The sequence below is a fragment of the Nonomuraea sp. NPDC050783 genome (genome assembly GCF_040802095.1).
Lineage (GTDB): Bacteria > Actinomycetota > Actinomycetes > Streptosporangiales > Streptosporangiaceae > Nonomuraea.
The window spans coordinates 640,759-666,966 of record NZ_JBFAHK010000004.1 but is presented as its reverse complement, the minus strand read 5'-3'; the positions used below and the strand labels follow the sequence as shown (position 1 = coordinate 666,966).

The 26,208-nt window shown below is 73.9% G+C and carries 24 protein-coding genes; 12 read left to right on the top strand and 12 right to left on the bottom strand.

Features of this window, described 5'->3' with window-relative positions; all coding sequences use genetic code 11:
• The first annotated feature begins 2 nt into the window (after window positions 1–2).
• From AB0H75_RS14465 to AB0H75_RS14440, 6 genes are all read left to right on the top strand, one after another.
• The gene (locus AB0H75_RS14465) at window positions 3–2,024 is read left to right on the top strand and encodes a molybdopterin oxidoreductase family protein (RefSeq protein WP_367795905.1); all 2,022 of its coding nucleotides are present in this window, start codon (window positions 3–5) and stop codon (window positions 2,022–2,024) included.
• Complete coding sequence (locus tag AB0H75_RS14460) at window positions 2,021–3,415, top strand: FAD-dependent oxidoreductase (RefSeq protein ID WP_367795902.1); 1,395 nt, start codon at window positions 2,021–2,023, stop codon at window positions 3,413–3,415. Before AB0H75_RS14465 ends, AB0H75_RS14460 begins: the two co-directional genes overlap by 4 nt.
• Window positions 3,412–5,841, top strand: a complete 2,430-nt coding sequence (nirB, locus tag AB0H75_RS14455; RefSeq protein ID WP_367795899.1) for a nitrite reductase large subunit NirB — start codon at window positions 3,412–3,414, stop codon at window positions 5,839–5,841. The genes AB0H75_RS14460 and nirB overlap by 4 nt, the downstream gene beginning before the upstream one ends.
• Window positions 5,838–6,164, top strand: a complete 327-nt coding sequence (gene nirD / locus AB0H75_RS14450; protein ID WP_367795896.1) for a nitrite reductase small subunit NirD — start codon at window positions 5,838–5,840, stop codon at window positions 6,162–6,164. The genes nirB and nirD overlap by 4 nt, the downstream gene beginning before the upstream one ends.
• A gap of 379 nt (window positions 6,165–6,543) precedes the next feature.
• Window positions 6,544–7,128 carry a nuclear transport factor 2 family protein gene (locus AB0H75_RS14445; RefSeq protein ID WP_367795893.1) on the top strand — a complete coding sequence of 195 codons (585 nt, stop codon included), beginning with the start codon at window positions 6,544–6,546 and terminating at the stop codon, window positions 7,126–7,128.
• A 97-nt stretch (window positions 7,129–7,225) separates the two neighbouring features.
• On the top strand, window positions 7,226–7,861 hold the full coding sequence (locus tag AB0H75_RS14440; RefSeq protein ID WP_367795890.1) for a class I SAM-dependent methyltransferase: 636 nt from the start codon (window positions 7,226–7,228) through the stop codon (window positions 7,859–7,861).
• A 22-nt stretch (window positions 7,862–7,883) separates the two neighbouring features.
• On the opposite strand, the gene AB0H75_RS14435 is transcribed toward AB0H75_RS14440, so the two are convergent.
• On the bottom strand, window positions 7,884–8,129 hold the full coding sequence (locus AB0H75_RS14435; RefSeq protein WP_367795887.1) for a hypothetical protein: 246 nt from the start codon (window positions 8,127–8,129) through the stop codon (window positions 7,884–7,886).
• Window positions 8,130–8,277: 148 nt separating this feature from the next.
• Here AB0H75_RS14435 and AB0H75_RS14430 point away from each other — a divergent pair, with 148 nt between their 5' ends.
• Window positions 8,278–8,994: a hypothetical protein gene (locus tag AB0H75_RS14430; RefSeq protein WP_367795884.1), complete on the top strand. Its 717-nt coding sequence runs from the start codon at window positions 8,278–8,280 to the stop codon at window positions 8,992–8,994.
• A gap of 34 nt (window positions 8,995–9,028) precedes the next feature.
• Here AB0H75_RS14430 and AB0H75_RS14425 read toward each other — a convergent pair whose 3' ends face one another.
• Window positions 9,029–9,688: a FadR/GntR family transcriptional regulator gene (locus AB0H75_RS14425; RefSeq protein WP_367795881.1), complete on the bottom strand. Its 660-nt coding sequence runs from the start codon at window positions 9,686–9,688 to the stop codon at window positions 9,029–9,031.
• A gap of 141 nt (window positions 9,689–9,829) precedes the next feature.
• Here AB0H75_RS14425 and AB0H75_RS14420 point away from each other — a divergent pair, with 141 nt between their 5' ends.
• Window positions 9,830–11,776, top strand: a complete 1,947-nt coding sequence (locus tag AB0H75_RS14420; RefSeq protein WP_367795878.1) for a Xaa-Pro dipeptidyl-peptidase — start codon at window positions 9,830–9,832, stop codon at window positions 11,774–11,776.
• A 37-nt stretch (window positions 11,777–11,813) separates the two neighbouring features.
• On the opposite strand, the gene AB0H75_RS14415 is transcribed toward AB0H75_RS14420, so the two are convergent.
• The 5 genes from AB0H75_RS14415 to AB0H75_RS14395 form a co-directional block, all read right to left on the bottom strand.
• Window positions 11,814–13,526, bottom strand: a complete 1,713-nt coding sequence (locus AB0H75_RS14415) for an RNA polymerase sigma factor (protein WP_367795875.1) — start codon at window positions 13,524–13,526, stop codon at window positions 11,814–11,816.
• A 44-nt stretch (window positions 13,527–13,570) separates the two neighbouring features.
• Entirely contained in the window at window positions 13,571–14,737 is a 1,167-nt protein-coding gene (locus tag AB0H75_RS14410; protein ID WP_367795872.1) for an FAD-dependent oxidoreductase, read from the bottom strand.
• Window positions 14,734–15,525, bottom strand: coding sequence for a hypothetical protein (locus tag AB0H75_RS14405; RefSeq protein WP_367795871.1), 792 nt, complete (start codon window positions 15,523–15,525; stop codon window positions 14,734–14,736). Before AB0H75_RS14405 ends, AB0H75_RS14410 begins: the two co-directional genes overlap by 4 nt.
• Window positions 15,515–15,715, bottom strand: a complete 201-nt coding sequence (locus tag AB0H75_RS14400; RefSeq protein WP_367795869.1) for a hypothetical protein — start codon at window positions 15,713–15,715, stop codon at window positions 15,515–15,517. Before AB0H75_RS14400 ends, AB0H75_RS14405 begins: the two co-directional genes overlap by 11 nt.
• Window positions 15,716–16,434: 719 nt before the next feature.
• Complete coding sequence (locus AB0H75_RS14395; RefSeq protein WP_367795867.1) at window positions 16,435–17,247, bottom strand: hypothetical protein; 813 nt, start codon at window positions 17,245–17,247, stop codon at window positions 16,435–16,437.
• 222 nt (window positions 17,248–17,469) lie between these two features.
• Between AB0H75_RS14395 and AB0H75_RS14390 the strand changes: the two genes are divergently transcribed.
• Together AB0H75_RS14390 and AB0H75_RS14385 are read left to right on the top strand one after the other, a co-directional pair.
• Window positions 17,470–18,729 carry a Scr1 family TA system antitoxin-like transcriptional regulator gene (locus tag AB0H75_RS14390; protein WP_367795865.1) on the top strand — a complete coding sequence of 420 codons (1,260 nt, stop codon included), beginning with the start codon at window positions 17,470–17,472 and terminating at the stop codon, window positions 18,727–18,729.
• A 197-nt stretch (window positions 18,730–18,926) separates the two neighbouring features.
• On the top strand, window positions 18,927–19,733 hold the full coding sequence (locus AB0H75_RS14385; protein WP_367795863.1) for an SAM-dependent methyltransferase: 807 nt from the start codon (window positions 18,927–18,929) through the stop codon (window positions 19,731–19,733).
• Between the two features lie 37 nt (window positions 19,734–19,770).
• On the opposite strand, the gene AB0H75_RS14380 is transcribed toward AB0H75_RS14385, so the two are convergent.
• From AB0H75_RS14380 to AB0H75_RS14370, 3 genes are read right to left on the bottom strand one after another with little or no spacing between them, the layout of a single operon-like run.
• Entirely contained in the window at window positions 19,771–20,190 is a 420-nt protein-coding gene (locus AB0H75_RS14380; protein ID WP_367795861.1) for a hypothetical protein, read from the bottom strand.
• The gene (locus tag AB0H75_RS14375; RefSeq protein ID WP_367795859.1) at window positions 20,187–21,704 is read right to left on the bottom strand and encodes a hypothetical protein; all 1,518 of its coding nucleotides are present in this window, start codon (window positions 21,702–21,704) and stop codon (window positions 20,187–20,189) included. Before AB0H75_RS14375 ends, AB0H75_RS14380 begins: the two co-directional genes overlap by 4 nt.
• Before the next feature lie 31 nt (window positions 21,705–21,735).
• Entirely contained in the window at window positions 21,736–22,554 is an 819-nt protein-coding gene (locus tag AB0H75_RS14370) for a DUF4253 domain-containing protein (protein WP_367795857.1), read from the bottom strand.
• A 108-nt stretch (window positions 22,555–22,662) separates the two neighbouring features.
• On the opposite strand from AB0H75_RS14370, the gene AB0H75_RS14365 reads away from it, so the two are divergent.
• Window positions 22,663–23,259: an HAD family hydrolase gene (locus AB0H75_RS14365; RefSeq protein ID WP_367795855.1), complete on the top strand. Its 597-nt coding sequence runs from the start codon at window positions 22,663–22,665 to the stop codon at window positions 23,257–23,259.
• Window positions 23,260–23,286: 27 nt separating this feature from the next.
• Here AB0H75_RS14365 and AB0H75_RS14360 read toward each other — a convergent pair whose 3' ends face one another.
• Together AB0H75_RS14360 and AB0H75_RS14355 are read right to left on the bottom strand one after the other, a co-directional pair.
• Window positions 23,287–23,937, bottom strand: coding sequence for a TenA family protein (locus AB0H75_RS14360; RefSeq protein ID WP_367795853.1), 651 nt, complete (start codon window positions 23,935–23,937; stop codon window positions 23,287–23,289).
• Between the two features lie 152 nt (window positions 23,938–24,089).
• The gene (locus AB0H75_RS14355; RefSeq protein WP_367795851.1) at window positions 24,090–25,127 is read right to left on the bottom strand and encodes a TIGR03118 family protein; all 1,038 of its coding nucleotides are present in this window, start codon (window positions 25,125–25,127) and stop codon (window positions 24,090–24,092) included.
• 233 nt (window positions 25,128–25,360) lie between these two features.
• On the opposite strand from AB0H75_RS14355, the gene ppgK reads away from it, so the two are divergent.
• On the top strand, window positions 25,361–26,077 hold the full coding sequence (ppgK, locus tag AB0H75_RS14350) for a polyphosphate--glucose phosphotransferase (protein WP_367795849.1): 717 nt from the start codon (window positions 25,361–25,363) through the stop codon (window positions 26,075–26,077).
• The last annotated feature ends 131 nt before the right edge of the window (window positions 26,078–26,208 follow it).

The following is a 26,208-nucleotide window of genomic DNA, read 5'->3' as shown; positions in this document are numbered from 1 at the left end:
CCGTGGGCGAGCCGGTGAAGACGCACTGCCCGTACTGCGCCCTGCAGTGCGGCATGGAGATCGGCCCCGCGCTGGACATCCGGCCCAGGACCGACATCCCGGCCAACGCCTCGGGGGCGCTGTGCCAGAAGGGCTGGACAGCGGGCGAGCTGCTCACCAGCGGCGAGCGGCTGACCAGCCCCCTCCTGCACGGCGAGCCGGTGGAGTGGGACGTCGCGCTCGATCACGTCGCCCACCGGCTGTCCGCCATCCGCGCCGAGCACGGCCCCGACGCCGTGGCCGTGTTCGGCGGGGGCGGGCTGACCAACGAGAAGGCCTACACGCTCGGCAAGTTCGCCCGGGTGGCCCTCGGCACCAGCCAGATCGACTACAACGGCCGCTTCTGCATGTCCTCGGCCGCCGCCGCCTCGACCAGGGCGTTCGGCCTGGACCGGGGGATGCCCTTCCCGATCACCGACCTGGCCGGGGCCGACGTGGTGCTGCTGGCCGGCGGCAACGTCGCCGAGACCATGCCGCCGTTCGTCCGCCACCTGGACGGCCCGCGCCTGATCGTCATCGACCCGCGCCGCAGCTCGACCGCCAGGCTGGCCTGGCTGCACCTGCAGCCCACCCCCGGCACCGACCTGGCGCTCGCCCTCGGCCTGCTGCACCTGGTCGTCGCCGAGGCGCTGGTGGACGAGGAGTACGTGGCCGCGCGCACCACCGGCTTCGAGGAGGTGCGCACCTCGCTGTCCGAGTGGTGGCCGGAGCGGGTCGAGCGGATCACCGGGGTGCCCGTCCACCAGATGCGGCAGGCGGTACGGGCCCTCGCCGCGGCCGGAAACGCGTACGTGCTGACCGGGCGCGGCGCCGAGCAGCAGTCCAAGGGCACCGACACGGTCAGCGCCTTCATCAACCTGGCCCTCGCGCTCGGCCTGCCCGGCCGGGCCGGCTCCGGCTACGGCTGCGTCACCGGCCAGGGCAACGGGCAGGGCGGGCGCGAGCACGGCCAGAAGGCCGACCAGCTCCCCGGCTACCGCAGGATCGACGACCCGGCGGCGCGCGAGCACGTGGCCGCCGTGTGGGGCGTGCCGGCCGGGTCGCTGCCGGGGCCGGGGCGGTCGGCGTACGAGCTGCTCGACGCGCTCGGCACCCCGGACGGGCCGAGGGCGCTGCTGCTGTTCGGCTCCAACCCGGTGATCTCGGCGCCCGCCGCCGAGCACGTCGCCGGGCGGATCGGCGCGCTCGACCTGCTGGTGGTCTGCGACTTCGTGATGTCCGAGACGGCCGCGCTGGCCGACGTGGTGCTCCCGGTCACGCAGTGGGCCGAGGAGAGCGGCACCATGACCAACCTCGAAGGCCGCGTGCTGCTGCGCCGGCGCGCCACGGCCCCGCCCGACGGCGTGCGCAGCGACCTCGACGTCATCGCCGGCCTGGCCGGGCGGCTGGGGCACCGGTTCGCGAGCGACCCCGCCGAGGTGTTCGACGAGCTGCGCCGGGCCAGCGCGGGCGGGCCCGCCGACTACTCCGGCATCACCTACGAGCGCATCGCCGCCGAGAACGGCGTCTTCTGGCCCTGCCCCGAGCCGGGCCACCCGGGCACGCCCCGCCCCTTCCTCGACCGCTTCGCCCATCCGGACGGCCGGGCCAGGTTCGTGCCGGTCCGGCACCGGCCCGCCGCCGAGGAGCCCGACGAGGACTACCCGGTCTACCTCAGCACCGGCCGGGTGCTGGCCCACTACCAGAGCGGCGCGCAGACCCGCAGGATCGCCGCGCTCGTGCGGGCCGCGCCCGAGCCGTTCGTCGAGCTGCACCCCGACCTGGCCGAGCGGCTGGAGATCGCCGCCGGGGACGTGGTGCGGGTCACCAGCAGGCGCGGCGAGGCCAAGGCCGTCGCCCGCATCAGCGACGCCATCAGGCGCGACACCGTGTTCATGCCCTTCCACTGGGAGGGCGCCAACCGGCTCACCAACCCGGCGCTCGACCCGACGTCGAGGATGCCGGAGTTCAAGGTCTGCGCGGTCAGGGTGGAGAGGGACTCATGAGGCTCGTCGTCGTGGGCAACGGGATGGCCGGATCGCGGCTGGTCAGCGAGGTACGCGCCCGTGACCCCCACATCAGGATCACCGTGTTCGGCGCGGAGACCTGCCAGCCGTACAACCGGGTGCTGCTGTCCAACGTGCTGGCCGGCAGCTCCCGCCCCGACCAGGTGCGGCTGCTCGACGCCTCCTGGTACGCCGCCCACGACGTCGAGGCGGTCTTCGGCGACGCCGTCGCGCACCTCGACAGGGAGACCCGGCACGTGGTCACCGCGAGCGGCCGGCGCGAGCCGTACGACCTGCTGGTGCTGGCCACCGGCAGCGACGCCGTGGTGCCGCCGATCCCCGGCGTCGGGCGGGCCGTGCCGTTCCGCACCCTGGACGACTGCGAGCGCATCCTCGGCGCGGCCGAGCACGCACGCCGGGCCGTGGTGGTCGGCGGCGGGCTGCTCGGCATCGAGGCCGCCCGCGGCCTGGCCGGGCGCGGCCTGCCGGTCACGCTGCTGCACCTGGCCGGGCACCTCATGGAGCGCCAGCTCGACGTCGAGGCCGGCCAGGTGCTGGGCGAGACGCTGGCCGGGCTCGGCGTGGACATCCGCACCGGCGTCACCGCCGAGGCGGTGCTGGAGGATGGCGTCCGGCTGGCCGGCGGCGAGCTGGTGGCGGCCGACCTGGTGGTGCTGGCCTGCGGCGTCCGCCCGGTCACCGGCCTGGCCGCCGAGGCGGGGCTGGAGGTGCGCCGCGGCGTCGTCGTGGACGACGAGCTGCGTACCGACGACCCGTCGATCTTCGCCATCGGCGAGTGCGCCGAGCACGACGGCACCGTCTACGGCCTGGTCGCCCCCGCCTGGGAGCAGGCCGCCGTCGCCGCCGACGTCATCACCGGCGGCAAGGCCCTCTACCGCGGCTCCCGCCTGGTCACCCGGCTGAAGGCCAGGAGCGTCGAGCTGGCCGCCATGGGCGAGACGCACCTCACCGAGGAGCACGCCGAGGTGGTCAGGTTCAGCCACCGGGCCCGCGGCACCTACCGCAAGCTCGTCATCCGCGACGGCCGGCTGGTCGGCGCGATCCTGCTGGGCGAGAGCGACGCCGTCGGCACGCTCACCCAGCTCTTCGACCGCGGCGGGCCGGTGCCCGGCGACCGGGCGGGGCTGCTGTTCCCCGGGCTGTCCCAGGCGCCCGTGGCCGACAGCCCGACGCTCATGCCGGACGCGGCCAAGGTCTGCCAGTGCAACAACGTGACCAAGGGCCAGATCAGGGCGTGCTGGGAGGCCGGGGCCCGCGACGTGGCCGGCGTGGCAGCCGCCACCAGGGCCACGACCGGCTGCGGAACCTGCCGCGACGCCGTGGAGGGCATCGTCGGCTGGCTGTGCGAGCAGGAAGGGATCTCGGTATGAGGAAGATCGTCGTCGTCGGGTACGGGCCGTCGGCCCATCGGTTCGTCGAAAGCCTCCAGGCCAAGGGCTTCGACGGGCGCGTGACCGTGATCGGGGAGGAGCCGCGCCCCGCCTACGACCGGGTGCACCTGACGTCCTACCTGGCGGGCACCAGCGCGGAGGACCTCACCTACGACGTGCCCGGGGGCACCGTCACCCGGCTGGGCACCCGGGTCACCGGCATCGACCGCGAGGCCAGGCGCGTGCTCACCGCCGACGGCGCGGCGGAGCCGTACGACGTGCTGGTGCTGGCCACCGGCTCGGCGCCGTTCGTGCCGCCGGTGCCCGGCGCCGGGCACGCCCACGTCTACCGCACGATCGAGGACCTGGACGCCATCAGGACCGCCGCCAAGGACGCGGCCGAGGGCGTCGTGGTGGGCGGCGGCCTGCTCGGGCTGGAAGCCGCCGACGCGCTGCGGTCGCTGGGGCTGAAGACGCACATCGTCGAGATGAGCCCCTGGCTGATGCCGCGCCAGGTGGACGAGGGCGGCGGCGCGGTGCTCAGGCAGCACATCGAGGGCCTGGGCCTGAGCGTGCACGCCGGGGCGGGCGTCCAGGAGGTCGTCACCGACGGCGAGGGCCAGGTCGTCGGGTTGCGCAAGCCGGACGGGACGCTGCTGGACGCCCAGGTCGTGGTGTTCTCGGCGGGCATCAGGCCGCGCGACGAGCTGGCCCGCGCCGCCGGGCTGGAGGTGGGCGAGCGCGGCGGCGTCGTGGTCGATCCCGGGATGCGCACCTCCGACCCGTCGATCTACGCCATCGGCGAGTGCGCGCTGGCCGGCGGCATGATCTACGGCCTGGTGGGGCCGTGCAACACGATGGCGGAGGTCGCCGCCGACCGGATCACCGGCGGCTCGGCGGCGTTCGAGGGCGCGGACCTGTCCACGAAGCTCAAGCTGCTCGGCGTCGAGGTCGCGCAGTTCGGGGCCATGACCGGGGCGCTGGACGTCACCTACATGGACCCGGTGGGCGGGATCTACAAGAGGCTGTTCATCAGCGACGACGCGCGGACGCTGCTCGGCGGCATCTGCGTGGGCGACGCCTCGCCCTACACCTCGCTGCGCCCCTTCGTCGGCAAGGCGCTGCCCGCCGCGCCGTCCGACCTGCTCTTCAGCGGGGCGGGGGCGAGCCTGGACCTGCCCGACGAGGCGCAGGTCTGCTCCTGCAACAACGTGTGCGCGGGCGACGTCCGCACCGCCATCGCCGACAAGGGCGTCACCGACGTGCCCGGCCTCAAGGCGTGCACCCGGGCCGGCACGACGTGCGGCTCGTGCGTGCCCATGCTGAAGCAGCTGCTGGAGAAGTCGGGCGTCGAGGTCAGCAAGGCGCTGTGCGAGCACTTCGCGTACTCGCGGGCCGAGCTGTTCGACATCGTACGGGTCCGGGAGATCACGACGTTCTCGCAGCTCATCGCCGAGCACGGGCAGGGCAGGGGCTGCGACATCTGCAAGCCGGCGGTGGCCTCCATCCTGGCCTCGCTGCACAACGGGCACGTGCTGGAGGGCGAGCGGGCCGCGTTGCAGGACACCAACGACGCCTTCCTGGCCAACATCCAGAAGAACGGCACGTACTCGGTCGTGCCGCGCATCCCGGGCGGCGAGATCACGCCCGAGAAGCTGATCGTGATCGGCGAGGTGGCCCGCGACTTCGGGCTCTACACCAAGATCACCGGCGGGCAGCGCATCGACCTGTTCGGCGCCCGCGTCGAGCAGCTTCCGGAGATCTGGCGGCGGCTGGTGGAGGCCGGGTTCGAGTCCGGCCACGCCTACGGCAAGGCGCTGCGCACGGTGAAGTCGTGCGTCGGCTCGACCTGGTGCCGCTACGGGGTCCAGGACTCGGTGGGCCTGGCCATCGAGCTGGAGCTGCGCTACCGGGGGCTGCGCTCGCCGCACAAGCTGAAGTCCGCGGTCTCCGGCTGCGCCCGCGAGTGCGCCGAGGCCCGCTCGAAGGACTTCGGGATCATCGCCACCGAGAAGGGCTGGAACCTGTACGTCGGCGGCAACGGCGGCTTCAAGCCCCGCCACGCCGACCTGCTGGCCTCCGACCTGTCCACCGAGGAGCTGGTCAGGACCATCGACCGGTTCCTGATGTTCTACATCCGCACGGCCGACCGGCTGCAGCGCACCGCCGCGTGGCTGGAGTCGCTGGAGGGCGGCCTCGACTACCTGCGTGAGGTGATCATGGAGGATTCGCTGGGCATCTGCGCCGACCTCGACGCGCAGATGGCGCACCACGTCGCCACGTACGCCGACGAGTGGTCGGCCACCCTGGCGGACCCGGGCAAGCTGCGCCGGTTCGTCAGCTTCGTCAACGCCCCGGGCGTCCCCGACCCGTCGATCGTGTTCGGGACCGAGCGCGGCCAGATCAAGCCGGTGATGGCCCGATGAGCGCGGCCTGGACGCCGGTGTGCGCCTACGACGAACTGCTGCCGGAGCGCGGCGTGTGCGCGCTGGTCGAGGGCCGGCAGGTGGCGCTGTTCCGCACCTACGACGGCGGCCTGCACGCGCTGGACAACCTCGATCCGTTCAGCGGCGCGTACGTGCTCTCGCGCGGCATCGTCGGCACCAGGAAGGGCGAGCCGACGGTGGCCTCACCGCTGCACAAGCAGGTCTTCTCGCTGGCCACCGGCCTGTGCCTGGACGAGCGCGGCGTGGCCGTGCCGGTGTACCCGGTGCGGGTGGCGGGCGGCGCGGTGGAAGTCAGCGTCTGACGTCCGGGAGCCGGCGCCCGGAAGCCCGGCGCCCGGCGTCCCGGCTCCGGTCAGGAGGCGAGGCCGTCCGCGGGCGGGTACACGTGCTGGCTGCGGTGGCCCGCCGGCAGGACACAGCGGCGGCCCGCCTCCAAGCTGTCACAACGCTCGGCGTCCTCACGCTGGGGGAGGGGGTCCGGGTTCGCCTGGGTTCGCGGCACTGGAGCGACGGTATCGGGGGCTCCTGCCCGGCTGGTCTCGTGCTGGCAACGATCGAAGCTCTGAACGGTCTCGGCGATTCGGGTCATTTCATCGGGTCACTACCCGGCCAGGTAAAGGCCGTGTTGAAAGTGCCTCAACCGCGCATTCAGTGATCGGCGGCGGGGGCATCAAAGCGGCCATGAGCACGATTTCTCTACGCAGGTCATTCCTGCTGGCCGCCGTCGTCCCCGCCCTCCTCGTGGCGGGCTGCGCCGGGGGCGGTGACTCGCAGGCCATGAAGGGCGCGGCGAGTCCGGCCACGCCCACCGACTCCATGATGTCGCCGGAGGAGACCGGCACCGATCTGGACTCCGGCTCGCCCTCGGCGACCGGCACCGACATGGGCACGTCCACGCCGAGCGGCACCGGCGGGGGCGGCCAAGCGCGCTCGGTCGTCGAGGGCTACTTCAGCGCGCTCAAGTCGGGCAACGTCAACCAGGTCGTGGGCGCCTTCGCCGACGACGCGGTCGTCGCCATGGAGGGGGAGGCCACGGCGACGGGCGCGAACGCGGTCCGCACGCTCTTCCAGGACCGGCTCAAGGGCTCGAAGGGCCTGTCCCAGGCCACGCACACCATCGAGGAGGCGAGCGACCTGGGCGGGGAGCACGCGGTGGTCCGCTCGCGGGCCAAGCAGGGCAACAACGACCTCCGCGAGCTGTTCCTGCTGGTGCGGGAGGGCGGCCAGTGGAAGATCTCGCAGTTCATGAACAACAAGGCGTCCTGACCGGCGCCGGCTCCGGCGCGGGAACACGGTAGGGGCATGGGGCGGCGGTCGCGCCGCGCCGAGGGAACCGCGGCAGATCCTGACCTACGGTGGGGGCATGCAGGATCTGTCGCGGTTCCAGCACCCCCGGTTCGCCCGCGTGTACGCCCGGATGAGCGTCGAGGCTGAGGCACGCACCGGCGAGCTGCGCCGGCGGCTGCTGTCCGGCCTGGCGGGGCGCGTCGTCGAGGTCGGCGCCGGCAACGGGCTGAGCTTCGCGCACTACCCGCCCGAGGTGCGCGAGGTCGTCGCGATCGAGCCGGACGACGTGCTGCGGAGCCTGGCCGAGCGGGCCGCGGGCACGGCGAAGGTGCCCGTGCGGGTGCTGGCCGGGCACGGCGGCGCGCTGCCGGTCGAGGACGGCGGGTTCGACGCGGCGGTGCTGTCGCTGGTGCTGTGCTCGGTGCCCGACCAGCGGGCCGTCCTGGCCGAGGTGCGCCGGGTGCTGCGGCCCGGCGGCGAGGTGCGCTTCTTCGAGCACGTACGCTCGGCCAACCCGCTGGTGGGGCTGTTGCAGCACCTCGTCACGCCGGTGTGGCGGCTGGTGAGCGGCGGCTGCCGGCCCGGCCGGGACACCGAGCGCGCCGTGCGCGACAGCGGGCTGGCCGTCGAGGAATGCGAGCGCTTCCCCTTCCGGCCGATGCCGTCGGCCCCGTCGTTGACGCACATCCTGGGCCGCGCGCGCAACCCGTGACCGGCGCGCCCTTCGCCCTCCGTCACTTCTGCGCCGGGTCGCCGGGGATGCGCGGGGTGATCCGGCGGGCGTCGACCAGCGCCAGGTAGACGGCGAACGCGCCCCGCGTCCAGACGTCCGCGTGGTGCGCGGTCAGCCTGATCTCCTCGCCCTCGTGGGAGACGATCAGGTAGCCGCCCAGCGGCGTCCGCCGCCACGCGACCAGGACGTTCTCGTACACGAGCACGTCGAGCATCGCGTCGGGATAGCGGCGTCCGGCGGCGGACACGGCGACAGCCTCCTCGCTCCTCGCCGAATTCTCGCCCTGCCTTTCCCATTGTGCGCGTCGCGGCAGGAAATGGGCGTCCCACGACGGGAAATGTCGCTTGCCGCGGGAACCTCCGCCAGGGCGCCGGTGTACCCGTCACATGAGATGGATGCTGGCACTGCTGGCCGCCGGCTGGATCGGCGGCTGGATCGGCGGCTGGGCCGGTGGCGCGGCCGGAGGGTGGGCGACGACCACCCTGGACCCGGCGCCGGGGTCGTTCGCGGCGGGCACGTCGTACACGCTGGGGTTCTGGGTGTTGCAGCACGGCACGCACCCGTTCGAGGGGGATCTGAGGACGGCCGGGCTGCGCTTCACCCGCGACGACGGCAGGAACCTGATGTTCCCGGGCACCCCGCTGCCGGAGGCCGGGCACTACGCCGCCTCCGTGGTGCTGCCGGAGGGGACGTGGCGGATCGAGGGGATCCAGGGGCTCTTCCGGCCGGACCCGGTCGGGACGCTGTCCGTGCCCGGCGCGCTGGAGGCCGAGCCCGTGCCGAAGGACCTGGTCTCCGCCTTCGTGACCAACGGACGCGACTACTGGGAGGACGTGCGGCCCCCCGGCTTCCCCGACCTCCCGGGACCCACGGTGAGGCTCGCCCCGACGGCGGTCCCGCCCTCCCCGGCGCCGTCCCCGGCCGCGCCCCCGGAGCCGGAGCCGGCGGGCGGGCTGCCCGCGTACACCCTGGTGATCGCCGCCGCGGGAGGCGCGGCACTGACGGCGGCGGCCCTCCGCCTCACCACCCGGCGCCCCGGCGAGAGACCCACCGGGGAGGACGACGACCCGCCGCGCGACCCCTCCGCCGAGACCATCGTCATCTCCGGCTAGGACGACCCGGCCGGGGGACGACGACCGGGACCGGTCAGAGGTCGCGTTCCTGCTGGTCGAGGATGGCGATCGAGACGGCGACCGCGCGGGACGGGTCGCCGGCCTCGATCGCGCGCAGCAGCTCCTCGTGGGAGCCGTCCGGCGCCAGCGCCGCCTCCTCCTGGTCGCGGACGCTGTCGCGCAGCGCGTCGCTCATGCCGCGGTAGAGGTCGGCGAGCAGCGCGTTGTGGGCGGCGCCGGCCACCAGGACGTGGAACTCGACGTCGGCGTCGGCGAAGCCGTCCAGGTCGCCGGCCCTGGCGGCGGTGTCCCTGCGGGCCAGGGCCGCGCGCAGCGCGGTCAGGTCGGCCTCGGTGCGGCGGCCGGCGGCCAGGCGGGCGGCCACGAGGTCCAGGCCGCGGCGCACGTCGATGATGTCCATCGCGGCCGCCGTGTCGAGGCGGCGGCGCAGCGCGACGCGGGACTCGTCGGTCGCGGTCACGTACGTGCCGTCGCCCTGCCGGGTGTGCAGGAGCCCGGCGTGCGCCAGGACGCGTACCGCCTCGCGCACCGACAGCCGGCTCATGCCCAGGCTCTGGGCGAGCTGGCTCTCGGACGGGATCTTCGTCCCGACCGGCCACGTCCCGCGGGCGATCTCCCGGCGGAGCTCGTCGATCGCGGCGTCGACGAGCGAGGTCCGAGCGACGTTCCGCATGTGCTCCTCTTCTCCTTCGGCTGGGAACCCACCCTAAGCGCTGCGCGGGCCCCGTCCCGGCCGTCCATGCCCCGAATCTTGTCACCCTCCGGGCCGTCTGAGAGATTGCGTCTGTCCCGAGTGCCCCACTGGAGGTCCCGCGTGTCACCCTTACGCACGGCCCGCCTCGCCGCCGCCCTCACCCTGGCGGCCGCGACAGCCACCGCAACCGCGCTCCCGGCCCAGGCCGGCGCCGCGGCAGCGCCCGCGATCACCGTCGAGAACGGCCGCACCCAGCCGGTCTTCTCCTACGCCGACGCCGTCCGCGAGCACGTGTACGTCGAGTCCCCGGTGGACAGCGACTCCGACGGCGCCCTCGACAAGGTCAGGGTGGACATCATCCGCCCCAAGGAGTCCGGCCCCGGCCTCAAGGTGCCGGTGATCATCGACGAGAGCCCCTACTACGACAACTCCGGCCGCGGCAACGAGGGCGAGCGCAAGGTCTACGACGCTGCTGGAAATGTCACGAAGTTCCCGCTCTTCTACGACAACTACTTCGTCCCGCGCGGCTACGCGGTGCTCAACGTGGACATGCTCGGCACCACCAGGTCCGAGGGCTGCCCCGACGTCGGCGGCAGGGCCGACGTGCTGGGCGGCAAGGCCGTCATCGACTGGCTGAACGGCCGTGCCAGGGCGACCAGGGCGGACGGCAGCCCGGCCGTGGCCGACTGGACCACCGGCAAGACCGCCATGATCGGCAAGTCGTACGACGGCACCCTGGCCAACGCCGTCGCCGCCACCGGCGTCGAGGGCCTGAAGACGATCGTGCCCATCTCGTCCATCAGCTCCTGGTACAAGTACCAGCGCTCCAACGGCGTGGTCTACAACTACGACTACGCCTCCTGGCTGGCCAACCTCGTGGACACCGACCCCGACGCCAAGTGCCAGGCGGTCCGCGACCGGCTGGACGCCGAGGACGGCGACGACACCGGCGACTACAACGCGTTCTGGGCCGAGCGCGACTACATCAAGGGCCTGCTGGGCGATGCCTCCAAGGTCAGGGCCGGCGTGTTCGTCGTGCACACGGTCAACGACCTCAACGTCAAGCCCGACAACTTCTCCACCTGGTGGAAGGCCCTGGCCGAGCGGGGCGTGCCGCGCAAGATCTGGGTCGGCCAGACCCAGCACGTCGATCCGTTCGACTTCGAGGGCCGCAGGGACCTGTGGGTGGACACCCTGCACCGCTGGTTCGACTACTGGCTGCACGGCGTGCGCAACGGCATCATGCAGGAGCCCCGCGCCGACGTGGAGGTCGGCCCGGCGCGGTGGATCACCCAGCGCGACTGGCCGGCGCCGCTCGCGCTCAAGGCGTCGCTGCGGCCCGCCGCCGACGGCTCCCTCGGCCTGCGCCCGGCCGCCGCGAACAGCACCGCCTCCTTCACCGACGTGGCCATGAGCGAGGAGGCCATGGTGGCCGACGTCGGCACGGCGAACCCCGGCCGGGTCGCGTTCACCACCGGCGCGCTGCCGCTCGACCTGCGCCTGTCCGGCACGCCCACCGCCGACCTGCGGGTCAAGCTGGACAAGCCGACCGCCAACCTGACCGCCCTGCTCGTCGACTTCGGCGAGGCGGCCCGGGTGGACTGGCGCCGGGGCCAGGGCATCACCACGCTCGCCGAGGAGGACTGCCACGGGGAGAGCACCGCGGCCGACGACGCCTGCTACAAGAAGGTCGTCACGAACGTCGCCACCCGCCCGCTGGAGATCGTCGCCCGCGGCTGGATCGACGTGCAGAACCGCCACTCGCTCAGCCAGGCCGAGCCGCTGCCCGCCGGCACGTACGGCACGGTCAAATGGCTGACGCTGCCGCAGGACTACACCTTCAGGAAGGGCCACAGGATCGGCCTGGTGATCGCCGGCACCGACGCGACCTACAGCGACGAGACCGCGACCGGCGCCACCGTCACCGTCGATCTGGCCAGGAGCAGCGTCGCCGTGCCGTTCGTGCTCGGGACGCCGCTGGCGGACGTGCCGCAGGACCGGAGCAGGTTCCACGGCCCGGACCGGGTGGACCTGCCGCAGCCCGAGCGGACGTTCCAGTTCTTCTAGCTCCCACCGGCCTGAGCCCCCGCCGCCGGGGCGGGGCTCAGGCGCAGGAGCTCCAGTCGCGGCCGGCGGTCCAGTGGACGGTGAGGGCCAGCGTGCCGCGGGTCGCCGTCGTGCCGCCGGTGCGGACGCCGTCGCCGGTGGCCGTGCCGGCCCAGCGGACCACGATCCGGCCGCTGCGGCCCTGGTCGCCGCAGCCCGCGCGGGCCGCGCTCTCCCGCACTCGGAAGCGGGTCCCGGAGACGGCCAGGCCCGGCGTGGCGGTGACGGAGGTGATCGTGCAGCGTCCCGAGCACGCCAGCGCGAACGACCCGGCGCGCGCGGAGCCGAGCGACACCGACGCGGGCGACAGCCGCGCCACCGGCGGCGCGGGCCTCGGCAGCGTGACCGTCCTGGTCACGCTGGTCAGGCCGGCGCGCCCGGCGGGCGGCACCGGCGCCCTCGCCACCCACCCCGCGGGCCGCTCCGGCAGCACGCTCGTCCGCGCGGCCGTCTTGGTGATCACGGTGGGGTGGTCGCGGGCGTTCAGCAGCGCCCACACCAGCCCGGCCGCCAGCAGGCCCACGCCCAGCACCAGCGCCAGCCTGGCCACGGCGCGGATCGGGGTGCCCGCCTCGGCGTCGTCGCCGGGCGGCTCCTTCCAGTACTCCTGCCACCGCCGCTCGCCGCCGGGCGGGTCGCCGCTCATCGTGATCCCGCCGTAGCGGATGATCGCGTCGGGGGAGATGGCGTGGTCGTCGCCGGTGCCGTTCCCGGGCGTCGCGCTGTAGACGAGCTTGTCGGTGTACGCGCCCCCGCGCACGGCCCTGGCCCGGCTCTGCGGCGCGAACGGATGCCGCCCGCGCACCGCGGGAGCGGCCGGGAGCTCCTGGCCGGTGGCGGCCGCGCCCGCCACCGGCCAGGGCTTTCCCTGCGTCGCCGTCGTGGGGTCGGCGACGGGGACAGCCGGCGTGGCGTCGGCGACCGGCGGAACGGCGGCCCAGTGGCCAGTCTCCGCGGGGCCGGTCTCCACCAGTGTGCGTGCCTGCACAGGGAAGCCGTCGGCCCGCCAGAGATGTCCCTCGGCGGGCAACGGCTGCGCAGACGCCAGCCGGTTGGGCAACGTGCCGGGCAGCGTGGTGATCGGCAGGCGGCGCAGCAGCGCGCCCGCCGTCATCGTCCTGGGCGCGGCCCGGCAGGTCGCGCAGGACTGGATGTGCCGGCCGATCCTGGCCCTGGCCCGGCGGCCGGGCGCGGCGACCCACGCCGACACCCGCGCGGTCAGGTCGGCGCACCCGCCGGTGCCGCGCGCGGCGACGATCGCGGCGAACCACTCCTCCAGGCCGGCCGCGGCCCTGGCCACGATCGCGCGTACCTCGGCCGCGTCCAGCTCGAAGAGCACGGCCAGCTCGGCGTCGGACAGGCCGTGCCGCAGCGACAGGTCCAGCAGCTCGCGCTGCGGGCGCTGCAACGACAGCAGCGCCTCGGGCAGCAGCTCCGACATGCGGCCGGGGCGCGACCAGGAGCCGATGCTGGCCGGCCTGGCCACGACCGCGCGGTGGGCGCGGGCCAGCGCGTACAGCCAGGGCCGGCGCAGGGCCGGGTCCGCCAGCCGGTCGGCGTACAGGTGAGCCGTCAGCAGCGCGCCGGCCACGGCCTGTTCGGCCTCGCCCGCGGCCAGCTCGGTGCGGCAGTAGTCGTACAGGCGCGCCCCGTGCCGGTCGCACAGGTCACGGATGGCCTGCCGCGCGTCGTCGGACAGCGTCCGCCACATCCGGCGTCACCTCCTCCACCCCGTGAAGCCGATCCTTCGGTACGTCACGGTCTCCCCGGCACGTTGTCGAGCAGGGAGGCCTGGGCCAGGTAGGCCCGGGTCGCGTCGGGGTCGCCGGCGATCGCCCGCAACCCGTCCATGGCGGCGGCCAGCCGGGCGCTGTCGCGCTCGCGCACGCCCACCGGCCGCCGTTGCCCGCGTGGCAGCACCCGCTGCACCAGCACCGAGCGCCGCCGCCACGCCCACGCCTCCAGCGTGGCCGGCCTGGCGTGCCCGCCCAGGACGGCGGCGATCACCTGGGCGGCCTCGGCCGCGTCGTGCACGCCGGCGTTCATGTTGAGGCCGCCGACCGTCGAGGTCAGGTGCGCCGCGTCGCCGACGAACAGCACCCGCCCGCACCGGTACGACGGCAGCACGCCCCGCGACAGCCCGAACCGGTCGGCGCCGGTCACCCGGATCGGCCCGCCCGCGCCCGGCAGGGCCCGGCGGACCAGCAGCGACAGGTTGCCCGGCGACAGCGGCTCGTGCCCGTCCACCGGGATCTTGAAGATGATCCGCCAGTGGTCGGGCAGCCCGAGCAGGGTGCACGACTGCTGGACGTCGCGCACGTACGTCAGCGGCGCCAGGCCCGGCAGCAGCCGGTCCAGCGGCGAGTCGGTGAACACCCGCAGCGCCTGCGCCAGGTGCTCCGGCCGGGGCAGCGGCAGCCCCAGCGCGGCCCGGACCGTGCTCTGCGCGCCGTCGGCGGCGATCAGGTACCGGGCCCGCGTCCAGGTGTGGCCGACGCGGACCCGGATGCCTGTGCCGCCCTCGGCCACGCCGTCCACCCGGGCGCCGAACCGCACGTCCACGTCGGGGTAGAAGCCGAGCGCGGTCAGCAGCAGCGAGGTGAGCGCGCTCTGGTCGGCGTGCACCCTGAACGGGTGCCGGGTCAGCCCGTCCAGCCGGTCCATGCCCATCTCGGCCAGCACGGCTCCCGGCCGGTCGCGCCACTGGACGCGGTCCACCACCCGCCCGCCGGCGACCAGCCGGGACGCGACGCCCAGCTCGTCGAGCAGGTCGAGCGTGGCGGGGTGGAAGGTGCAGGCGCGCGGCTGCCGGAGAGGCTCGCCCTCGCTCTCCAGCACGGTGACCGGGATCGCCGCCCTGGCCAGCGAGAGCGCCGCGGTCAGGCCCGCCGGCCCCGCTCCCACCACGATGACGCCGTTCATGCCGGGCGCCTCCCCTGCGCCGGGACGGGGCTGCGGTGGGGGACCCGGCTGAGCGTGACGCGCTGCCCGGTGGCGCGCGAGAGCGCCCACCAGGCGGTGCAGAGGTTCGAGGTGAGCAGCAGCCGCTCGTTGCCGGCGCTCAGCGGGCCGAGCACCGGCAGCGTGGGCATCCCGGTGCCGGTGAACAGCAGCACCGCGTCCCGTGGCACGCCGGCCAGCTCGACCTGGCTGATCAGCTCGGACGGGGTGACCGCGTACGAGGAGTAGCCGCCGCCGGCGCGTACCTGCACGGTCTGGGCGACGGTCAGCCCGGCGGTCTTCCAGAACCGCTCGGCCAGCTCCGTCAGCCACGGCTGGTACGGCGAGACGAGCACGATGTCGCCCGCCTCGACGTGCTCCAGCGCCTCCCGGGTGGCCAGCGTGGCCGAGGCGAACGGCGTCCCGGTCAGCGTGCCCAGCCTGGCGCACTGGTCGCGGTCCTCGTCGGGGCCGAGCAGGTAGCGGGGCTCGCTGCAGGCCATGACCATGGCGTCGAGCGGCAGGCCGCCGAAGGCGTGCAGCATGAGGGGGAGGTCGTCGTTGTAGCTCTCCAGGCGCTCGGCCAGGCGCAGCCCGCGCCGGACCGGGAGGCGGGCGACGTGCATGTCGGCCCGCGACCCGAACAGGCGGGTCAGCTCCGGCTCCGCCGACGGGTTCGCCGGCGCCACGATCACGCCGACCCGGCTGCGGCTCACCACCGGGCGGGTGCGCATCGGAGCCTCCTCGACGGTGGCGGGGTCAGTGCGCACGGTGCCACGGCGTCCGGTCGGTCAGCGCCTGGTCGATCTCGGTGACGGCCCGCGCGGACACCTGGCGGATGCGGCGCAGCCGGTGGGCGGCGCGCGTGCCCGCCGTGGGATCGGGCTCCCCTGGCGCCGGCCCGGGCCGGGCGGCGCGGACCTCGTGCGGTTGTGACCTGCGCATCTCGTCGGCGAGCATGTCCGCTCCTGTCTATGGCTGCGTGGCTGGGCGGATGACCTGGCGGAACCGGTCGCGCGTGATCCGGGTGGGAGGCCGGCGGAGCATCGCCGGCCTCCCACCGGCCGCGCGCTGAGATCGACGTGGGGATCGCCGTCGGGATCCACGTGCGGTCTCACGACCCGACGCCCTGGCGACCCGCACCAGCGCCGTGGCGGCGAGCGGAACGGCGGCCATGACGGCCACCGGCACGGAGGCGGGTACGGGCGCCGGTCCGTTCGCGAACGGCCGGCCGATCAGCACAGTGGCGCCCGTCACGCCGATCGCGCTGCCCGCTGTGACCCCCATGCCGACGGCCCGGGACGCGGCGGCGCCTCGCGTGCGCCCGCCGCGCGGGACGGGACCCCCGCCAGAGCCGATCCCGTCCCGTGTGGTCGTCGGTGCCGCGTGCCGCCGGGGGCGCGGTGTGCCCGCGCACCCCGGCGAACGCGGAGAAAGCCGGTCCCGGGCGCCGCCCCTTGAGATGGCCAGCACGCCAGCCGCTACCGCGCTGGCCAACAACACCGCGCCGACTGGGTCGGGCACGTGCCGCACGGTGCTGGGGGGGCAGGACAGCGCCGGGGCCGACGCCAGGAGCGCCGCCGGTCCCGCACAGGGGACGAGCGGGCCGCGCCGGCCGGGGGAGGCCGGTGGGCGCCCGCTCGCGGGCGGCGGCGCGTACGTGGGGAGCGGGGCGAGCCTCATCGGGTGGTCACCGCGCTCAGAGCCTGGTTGGGCACGCTGGCGCGGACCATCCGCTCGGTCAGGCCCGCCCGCCGCACCCGCTCGGTCCCCCCGGCCGTCCCGGCCGCGTGCCGGGCGGCGTTCCCCCGGCCGGGACCGCAGGGAGCGTGCCCGCGGGGTCGCGGGGCGGGCGGGCGCGCGGCGTCCGGGGCCGTCTGGCCGGCGACCATCCGCGCGACCTTGGCGGCGAGCACCAGGTGCTCGGCGCAGCGCCGGCCCACCTTGGCCTCCAGCCCGGCCACCTGGGCCAGGCGCAGCCGCATGGGCTCCAGCGACGACGTGCGGTCGAGCCCGTCGAGGTCGGCCAGCCGGTCGGGCCAGCGCAGCAGGCGGCGGCAGCGGGCCTCCACCTCGGCGGCGAGCTGGGGAAGGGGGAACCCCTCGTGCAGCAGCCGGGTCGCGATCATGACGGCGGTGAGCGCCGTCTGGTCGAAGTCGGCCAGCCGCCCGGACAGGGCCGCGTCCAGCAGCCTGGCGCGGTGGCTCAGGCACACCGAGCTCCAGCCGAGCAGCAGCAGCCGGTCGGGCCCGGTCTCCGTGTGCCAGCCCGCCAGCCGCAGCTCCCTGGCCATCCGGTGGTAGTGGCGCCAGCGGTCGCGGGGGTCGTCCAGCCAGAGCTGGAGCCCGCCGAGGGGCAGGCTCGCGACGTGCACGCCCGCTCCGGCCGCGGGACCGGCCACCCGGTCGCAGATGCGGCGCACCACCAGTTCCTCCATGAGAGGGACCGAATCGTCCTGGAACCACGAACCGCCCGACACTTCCATGGTCACGTCCGGCCACCTCCTCGCCGGGAACTCTCTCCAGAATCTTCCGGCTGTTAAGCCTCACTTACCACGTGCTCCGATAGTCTGCTTCTCGACGGGGCTATGTCAACTCACAGTTTCCGCATACCTTGATACCCACCAACGGAGCAGAGCCTCCCCGCATGGCGGGGGACACCGGGCCCCGCGTCCCTTACGCTGGAAAAGTTCACGGGCAGTAGGAGGTGTGCCGTGGCGAACTTCGCCGAGCGGCTCGATCTCGCGCTGACCAAGCGCGGATTCACCGGCGCGCAGGTCGCCTCCACGCTGACGGAGGCGGGCATCCCCATCACCCGCGCCTACGTCAGCCAGTTGCGCACGGGCAAGCAGACCAACCCGACGCTCCAGGTGTTGCGGGCGCTGGCCTCCTGCCTCCAGGTGAGCGTGGGCTGGCTGGTCGGCGACGACCACCTGGAGTCCGGCGCGGTGGAGGACCTCCAGCTACGCGCGGCCGGGCTGGGCGGGTCCGCCTCCGGCCTGTCGGAGAGCTCGCTCACCGTCCTGCGCGGCGTGGTCGAGCTGGCCCGCAGGGCCGAGGGCCTGCCCGAGGAGCCGCCGCCCGCCGCCGACGCCGTCCCCGAGGCCGCCGCCCCGCTGAGCGGGCCGCAGCGCCGCGCGCTCGGCCGCCGGCTGCACGGCCTGCGCCTGGCCGCCGGCCTGACGGTGGAGCAGGTCGAGACCGCGATCGGCAGGGGCACGGCCGCGATCCCCGCCATCGAGGAGGGCCGCGTCGCCCCGCCGCCGATCACCGTCGAGCGCCTGCTCACGGTCTTCGGCATCACCTCGCCGCCGGTGCGCGAGTACGTCCTCACGCTGGCCAGGGGCGAGCGCGAGGCCGCCTGGTACGACGCCCACTCCATCCCGGTCTGGCTGGCCGCCGCCTACGCCCTGGAGCGGCGGGCCACGCTGATCCGCACGTTCCACACCCAGTTCGTCCCGCCGCTGCTGCAGACCGAGGAGTACGCCAGGGCGGCGCTCACCGTGATGGGCCCGGCCACGCTCGGCCAGCAGACGGTCGACGAGGCGCTCGCCCTGGTGATGGCCCGCCAGGAGGCGCTGAGCCGCGACAGCGCGACCGTGCTGTGGGCGATCATCGACGAGAGCGTCCTGGTGCGCTCGATCGTCGGCAGGCACACCCAGCTCCGCCAGCTCGACCTGTTGATGGAGCACGCCAAGCGGCCCAACGTCTCGCTGCACGTGGTGCCGATGGACGATCCCGCCTACCTGCCGCGCACGGGCCCCTTCACGCTCTGGCGGTTCGCCGAGGCGTTCGAGCCGGACATCGCCTGCGCCCACGGCATCGAGAGCGACCACCTGATCACCGACACCGGCGCGGTGGAGACCTACCACCAGGCGTTCACGAAGCTGTCGGTGACCACCACCACCCGCGAGGAGACCGTCGAGCTGCTGGGCCTGCACGGCGAGAGGCTTTCGCGTTCGCTCGGGAAATGACGCCCCCGCCGGCGGTTACCCAGTTATACCCAAAACCAATGGCATTTCGTGTTGTGTTCTCCCCGGCGGGGAGGATCATATGGTCTGGGTCATCGAGTGGGGTCCGCAAGGATCAGCTTTTCCCGAGATCGTGGGCGAGGGGAAAGGGGCAACACTCAATGCGTCAGCGTGCCATCCGGAATTTGGCGAAGCTGGACATGACCCGAGCGAGCGTCACCCGCATCCTCGACGCCGCGGCGGGCGGGAAGAACCACTTCGTGGCCGACCGCGAAGCGGTGCGCCGCTACGACCTGGCCGCCCCCGTCACCACCGCGGCGGCGCGGGCCGTGCTCCACTATCTGTGCCGCGTGATCCGTTTCCTGGCGGCCGAGGACGTCGAGCAGTTCGTGATCGTCGGCAGCGGGGTGCCCAGCGGGCTGCCCGCCGGGCGGCAGCTGCACGACGTGGCCCGCGAGGCGTCGGCCGGCGGGCGGCCCCGGGTCGTCTACGTCGAGCACGACCCCATGGTGCTGGCCGGGGCACGGGCCACCATCGAGCCCGCCGACGACCTCGTCCGCGTCGTCGAGGGCGACGTGCGCGAGATCGACGACGTCCTCGACGACCGGGTCGTGCGGACGTTCCTCGACTGGGACCGGCCGATGGCCGTGCTGCTGGTGTCCACCCACAGCCTGAGCGACGACGAGTACTTCCACTACGTGATCAAACGCATCCGCCAGGAGGTGCCGGAGGGCAGTTACCTGTCGCTGCTGCAGACCACGTTCGACGCGGTGCCGCCGGAGCTGCTGCCCGCCATGCACGACCTGCTGGCGATGACGCTGCCCGGTCACGCGATCCGCGCCCGGGAGGAGGTGGCGGCGCTGCTGGACGGCCTGGTGCTGGTCGATCCGGGGCTGGTGTGGGTCCCGGAGTGGCGGCCCGGCGGCCACGGCACCGCCTGCCCGGACGGGCCGCCGGACGAGCCGAGCGCCTCGGGCAACTACGGCGCCGTGGCCCGCGTCCCATGAGCGGGCGCGCCGGGCCACCCGGCCGGCTCGCCGCCTCTCACACGACGCGGCCGCCCCGCAACCGCCACCGGACGAACAACACCCGCATGGGCCCGTTCACGAACAGCCACTGGCCCAGCCAGACGGCCGCGAACATGACCGCGAAGGCCCACCAGGTGAGCGGCCCCTCGACGCCCGGCACCAGGCCGAGGTCCAGCAGCACCCACAGGAGCAGGCCCTCGGGCACGCCGGTCAGCAGCCCGAACAGCGTCGGCCAGTCCTTGTCCCAGCGGAACTGCATGAGCAGGTGGTACAGCACCTCCCAGCCGAGACCCACCACGGCGGCGGCCAGCAGCACGAGGTAGGCGTCGGCGAAGGACACGGGCAGCACGAGCGCGAGCAGCGCGGTCAGCACCGCGCCCACCGTGGCCAGGACGAAGACCCGGGTCTGCACGCGCCCGGCGAGCGTGGGGATCACGGGAGCCTCCTGCCCGCCGCCCACTTCAGCCACTGCGACAACGACCGCAGCGGCCCCAGCCCCTTGCAGAACCCGCGCCTGGCCAGGTCGTCGGCGATGTCCAGCGCCGCGGTCTGCATGCCGAGGAAGCTGTCCACGGCCAGGAAGTGGTTGCCGGCCGTGGCCGCGCCGGAGGCGTAGAGCGCGCCGTCGCCGCTCTCCGCGCCGAGCACCTCGAAGCTCTCTCCCACCTGCAACCGGCCCGCCTTGTTGGCGCGCGCGCCGCCGTGCCGCAGCAGGTCGTCGAGCACCCGGTGCTCGGACATGCCGGCCTCCAGGCCGGTGCAGTCGATGATGAAGTCGGAGACGTACTGCATGGGCGCGGAGTGCGTGCTGCGCGTGAGGGTGACCAGGCGGCCGTCCGGCGTCTGGTCGATGCGGTCCACCACGGCCTGCGTCGGGTGGTACCAGTTGCCCAGCCGGGCCCGGCTCATCTGCTCCTGCCAGCGGGCCAGCCTGGGCGTGGTGGTGCCGGCCACCAGGGACGCCAGCTCGGCCCGCCGCTGCGGCGAGGCCCGCCTGAACTGCGCCTTGAGCTGGCCGCCGAAGGCCGACTTCGGCATCGTGAACGCCTGGTAGGCCCAGCCGTCGCCGCCCCTGCGCCGCATGAAGGGGCCCGAGCCGTGCGGGCCGGTGACGTACGTGCGGAACAGGTGCACGATCTGGGTCTGCAGGCCGTGGCGCTCCCGGTCGTCCATGAGCCGCTGCAGCACCCGCGAGGCCACGATCCCCGCGCCGCGCACCACCACCACGCCGGGCCGCTTGCGGAGCTGGTCGTAGACGTGCTCGTGCGGCTCGTAGGCGTTGACCAGCCGGAACCGCTCGCCCGTGCGCTGCCGGAACTCCTGGAGGTCGTCCAGGAACTTCAGCCCGGGATACCCGACGGCCAGGTGCGCGTACTGCGAGCGCAGCGCCACCCGCTTGGTCGCGGCCGTGCCCGGCGGCGGGGTCAGCACCGTGAAGTAGCCGCCGCCCAGCCGCTTCCTGACCATGCGCACCTGGCCCTTGGCCAGCATGCTCCAGTAGTCGACGCGGTCGGCCTCGCGCCGCAGGCTCTCGATCACCAGTCCCGCCCTGGGGCTGTAGAAGTCGGCCAGCACCGGCTCGGTGAGCACCTGCAGCACCGGCTTGATGGACCGTTCCCGCCACGCCTCCTGCATCGCGTACGACGGGAAGCCCCAGATGTTGTCCGGCCGCGCCCCCGCATCGGAGCGGATGCGCTCGTGCGCGGGGAGCTGGGACACGCGGGTGAGGTACTCCCACGTCTGCCAGGGGGTGTCGCTGGTGGACAGCACACGCACGGCCCCGGCCGGCACGCCGCGGACGCGCAGCACGTCCACGAGCGTGAACGAGCCCAGCCCGCCGCCCACCGACACCAGCGGCACGTCGTAGATCGGAATGCCCGCCGCCTGCACCAGGGCGTCGGCCCAGACGGAGGAGTGCAGTAACTCCGGCGTCAGATCTCCCCAGGACACGAAGGTTAAAGGTAGCGTAAAAGGCCCTGATTCAGTCCCACCAGAACGACCACGTGTGCCCGCCGATGATCTGCTCGGCGTACCCCTGGAGGTCGCCCGGCCCCTGCACGACGTTGTCGGGGCAGAACGCCCAGTGCTCGGCCGCCACGTGCAGCGCGTGCTCGGCGTCCGTCGGCGGCGCGGCCACGCTCAGGTCCAGCGTGTTGAAGCCGACGCTCACCACCCGGGCGCCGAAGCGCTCCTCCCAGCTACGCACCACGGCCGCCATCGGCACCATCCACTCGTTGTGGTGCAGCGCCCCCTGCCAGCCCATGACGGCCAGCGCGTCGGCGCCGCGCGCCGCGGCGACCAGGCCGAGCGGCATGCTCTTGGCGGCGAGCTGGCCCGCGTACCAGTCGGCGACCGCCTCGGGATCGGCCCTGAGCACGCCCGGCGGCGCCGGGCCCGGGCAGATCGCGCCGTACGGCTGCAACTCCTCCAGCGCGTCGGGCGGCATCTGCGCCACCCACTCCTCCCACACCTCGGCCATGAAGCCCTCGGCGGTGAAGTGGTCGATCTGGCGGGGGTCGTCCGGCACGACCTGCCCCACCGCCCAGGGCTGCGCGGACTCGTCCAGCAGCAGCGGCCACAGCCCGCTGTGCGGGTGCCACTCGCGCATCAGCGACCAGTGCTCGCCGGTGACCGGCTCGTCGCTCATCCAGAACGCGGGCCTGACCGGCCGGCCCTGGCCGGTGTAGCCGGGGTCGGGCCAGACCAGGTCGCCCGGAGGCAGCGGCGCGCCCAGGCCGCGCCCCCTGCCGCCGTCGGGGAACAGCCGGCACAGCTCACGTGGCAGCCGGTGATCGTTCATGCCCTACCGTTCCGATGCCGAATCCTGTCTCGGAGATGGTAGTGCCGCCGGTTGCCCCGGCACCTTCCGGTGGCGCGTGAAATCGGACGGGCTGTCACAATGTGGGCTGTGATCCCCTTCGCTGCGGTGCTCTGTGACCTCGACGGCGTGCTGCGCCAGTTCGACCACACCGTCCAGGCCGAGATCGAGGCCCGCTACGGGCTGCCGCTGAGGAGGACGGCCTTCGACCCCGCGCTGATCGGGCCGCCCACGGTCGGGCTGGCGACGGAGGCGGAGTGGGCGGAGTCGATCGTCGCCGCGCTCGGCGGGGGAGCGGCGGCCCGGCAGGCGGTCGCCGAGTTCATGGAGGTGCCGTTCTTCGTGGACGAGGAGGTCAGGGCCCTGCTGGCCAAGGCGCAGGAGCGCGTCCCGGTGATCCTGGTGACCAATGCCATGGACACCGTGGAGGAGCACCTCGACCGGCTCGGGCTCAGGTACTTCGCCGACGACCTGGTCAGCAGCTACCGGGTGGGGGTGGCCAAGCCCGATCCGCGCATCTACGAGATCGCCGCCGAGCGGGCGGGCGTGCCGCCGCGGCGCTGCCTGTTCGTCGACGACCGGCCGCCGAACGTGGCGGCCGCCCAGGCGCTCGGCATGACCGGCGTGCACTTCCGCACGGCCGCCGACCTGGCCGCGGCGCTGGAGCCGCTAGCCCGCTCCCTCTGAGCCGGCCGCGTCCGAGCCCGCCATGTCCTAGCTCGCCATGTCCGAGCCCGCCATGTCGAAGAACGCCTTCTCCAGCTCGACGGCCCGGCGGAAGACGTCCAGCACCTCCGCGCGGCGCGGCTCGTCCAGGCCCGCGCCCAGCCGGTCCAGCTCACCGCGCAGGAACGCCACCCAGGCGCGGAACTCCGCGCCCTCGTGCAGCTCGATCCACTCCCGGTGGACGAAGCGCTCCGGCAGCGGCTCGCGCGCCCGCGAGGCCCAGCCGAGGTAGCACCACTCGGCCACGCACAGCACCGCGGCGATCAGCGGGTAGTCCTGCCGGGCCCGCACCTCGTCCATGAGCCGGACGAACGCCGCGGTGACCGGCTCCGGCGGCGCGTCCAGCCGCCCGCCCAGCTCCGCCAGCGCCCGGTGGAAGTACGTCGTCTCCTCGGTGGTGGCCACCTGGCCGAGGAACCTGCCGTACGGCACCCGGGCCTCGAAGGTGTCGGCGCTCGCCACGGCCGCCCCGAGCAGCGCCGTGAAGGCGTCCACGAAGCGGAAGTCCTGCTCCAGGTAGTGCCGCATGGCCGCGTCGGGCACCGAGCCCGTCGTGATCGCCAGGGCGAACGGATGGGTCACCACCGCGGTCCACTCCGCCTCGCACCGCCCGCGCAGCCAGTCGCTGAATCCGGTCATGATCACGACCGTACCGGAGGAGGGGGAGGGGGGTCGTTCCCGGCGCGGCTCGCGCCGGCCGCGCCGGGAACGCCGTGGACCGCCGCCCCGCCCGCTGTCTCGGCGAGCTGCGCTCCTCGCCTGGCCGGGGACGGCGGCTCGGGAGCGCCGGCCTAGTACCCGCCGTACGGGTTCTGGGAGGACGGCGAGGAGGGGGCGCTCGATCGGTGCCCCGACGGGTGCCGCGTCGGGGTGGCGGACGGGCTGGCCGCCGCGCCGTTGGAGGTCGGCTTCGTCCCCTGCGGGGCGATGATGCCGATCAGGCCGTGCTTGGTGCCGTCGATGCCCGCGGAGAACCACAGCGAGCTCTCGCCGCCGGTGGCCGCGGTGCCCGGCTCCAGGTCCCACAGGCCCGGCAGCACGATCTTCCTGCCCCTGGAGTCGGTCAGGGCGCCCAGGTGGCGGCTGCGCTTGTAGACGTGCACCGTGCCGTCGCCGAAGTTGCCGACGAGCAGCGCTCCGGCGTACTGGCCCCAGCCCTTCGGGGCGGCGGTGACGGCCCAGGGGGCGTTGAGCCCGACCCGGGAGATGCGGCCGGTGACGCGGCCGGAGGCGTTGAAGCGGCTCACGAAGCCCTTGCCGTTGCCGAAGACCGGCTTGCCGGTGGACGGGTCGCGCAGCGCGTACGACACCCAGACGCTGCCGTTGGCCACCGCCACGTTGTAGGCGTGGTAGCCGTCCGGCACGCCCGGGTCCCTGAACTGCCAGCGCGACAGGCGGATGCGCCGGAAGTCCTGGTCGAAGGCGTGGATGCGGCCACCGGCGAAGTCGGCGGCCAGCAGGAAGGCGTCGTCCTCGGTCTGGACGAGCTCCAGCCCCTTGTAGTCGGCGCCCCGGGTGAACGCCGCGATGACGGCGTTCTTCGGGTCCACCTCGGCGTTCCAGCCGGTGATGGCACCGCTCGGGCTGGCGAAGATGAACGTGGCGGGCTTGCCCTTGACGGTGAAGCCGTCGCCAGGGTTGAAGACCTGGCCGGTGGGCGCTCCACCGGGGATCCACACCTCGGTCTGCTCCTTCTTGCCGGTGCCGGAGTAGACGGTGGCGGTGCCGGTGCCCGTGTTGGAGACCCACAGAGTCTTGCCCATGGCCAGGCCCCACGGGTTGACGACCTTGGCGTCGGTGACCGGGGCTTTGCCCTGGACGTCCGACACAAGGTTGATGACGTCGAAACGAGTCCTGGTGGTGGCGTGTGCGGGAGTGGTGAGAGTCGCTCCCAAGACGACCGCAACAGCGCAGAGTGTGATGATGCGTGGCCGCATCCGTTGCCTCCTAGTTAGCGCTTGTGACGGGAGGTACGCGGACGGGCGAGAGCAGGTTCAGGTTCCGTCACCGATAAAAAATCGTCAGGCGAATTTGACGGCGTCAGGCGGTAAGAAGGAGAGGCATGAACGTGTTGGGCATCGATATCGGCGGTTCGGGGATCAAGGGCGCCCCCGTGGACACCGAGGCCGGCAAACTGATCGAAGAGCGCCTGCGCATCCCCACTCCCGAACCGTCCGGGCCCGAGGCGGTGGCGGCGGCCGTCCGCGAGATCCTGGAGCATTTCGAGTGGAGCGGCCCGGTCGGGGTGACCTTCCCCGGCGTGGTGACGGACGGGGTGGTGCGGACGGCGGCCAACGTCGACCGCTCCTGGATCGGCGTGGACGCGGCGGCGCTGTTCGGCGGCGCGCGCGTGCTCAACGACGCCGACGCCGCCGGGGTGGCCGAGATGGTCTTCGGCCGCGGGCGCGGGGAGCGCGGCACCGTGCTGATGCTGACGTTCGGGACGGGCATCGGCAGCGCCCTGTTCCACGACGGCCGGCTGGTGCCCAACACCGAGCTGGGGCACCTGGAGCTGCACGGCAAGGACGCCGAGCACCGGGCCTCCGCGCGGGCGCGCGAGGAGCACGACCTGAGCTGGGAGAAGTGGGCCGAGCGGGTCCAGGAGTACCTGGCGCACGTGGAGATGTTGTTCTCGCCGTCGCTCATCGTGATCGGCGGGGGAGCGAGCAAGAAGGCGGACAAGTTCCTGCCGCACATCACGCTGCGCACCCCCGTGGTGCCCGCGGAGCTGCAGAACGAGGCGGGCATCATCGGCGCGGCCCTGACGGCCCGTCCCTGACCGGCCCCTGACCCGCCCGGCGGTCCCGGGAATGCCGGGGCCGCCGGGCGGCGTTGACGTTCCCTGGACGCGATATTGAGATGCGTAGCCCGCGACCCGTGGGGCACGATGAGCCGTTGGCCCCGTGCCCG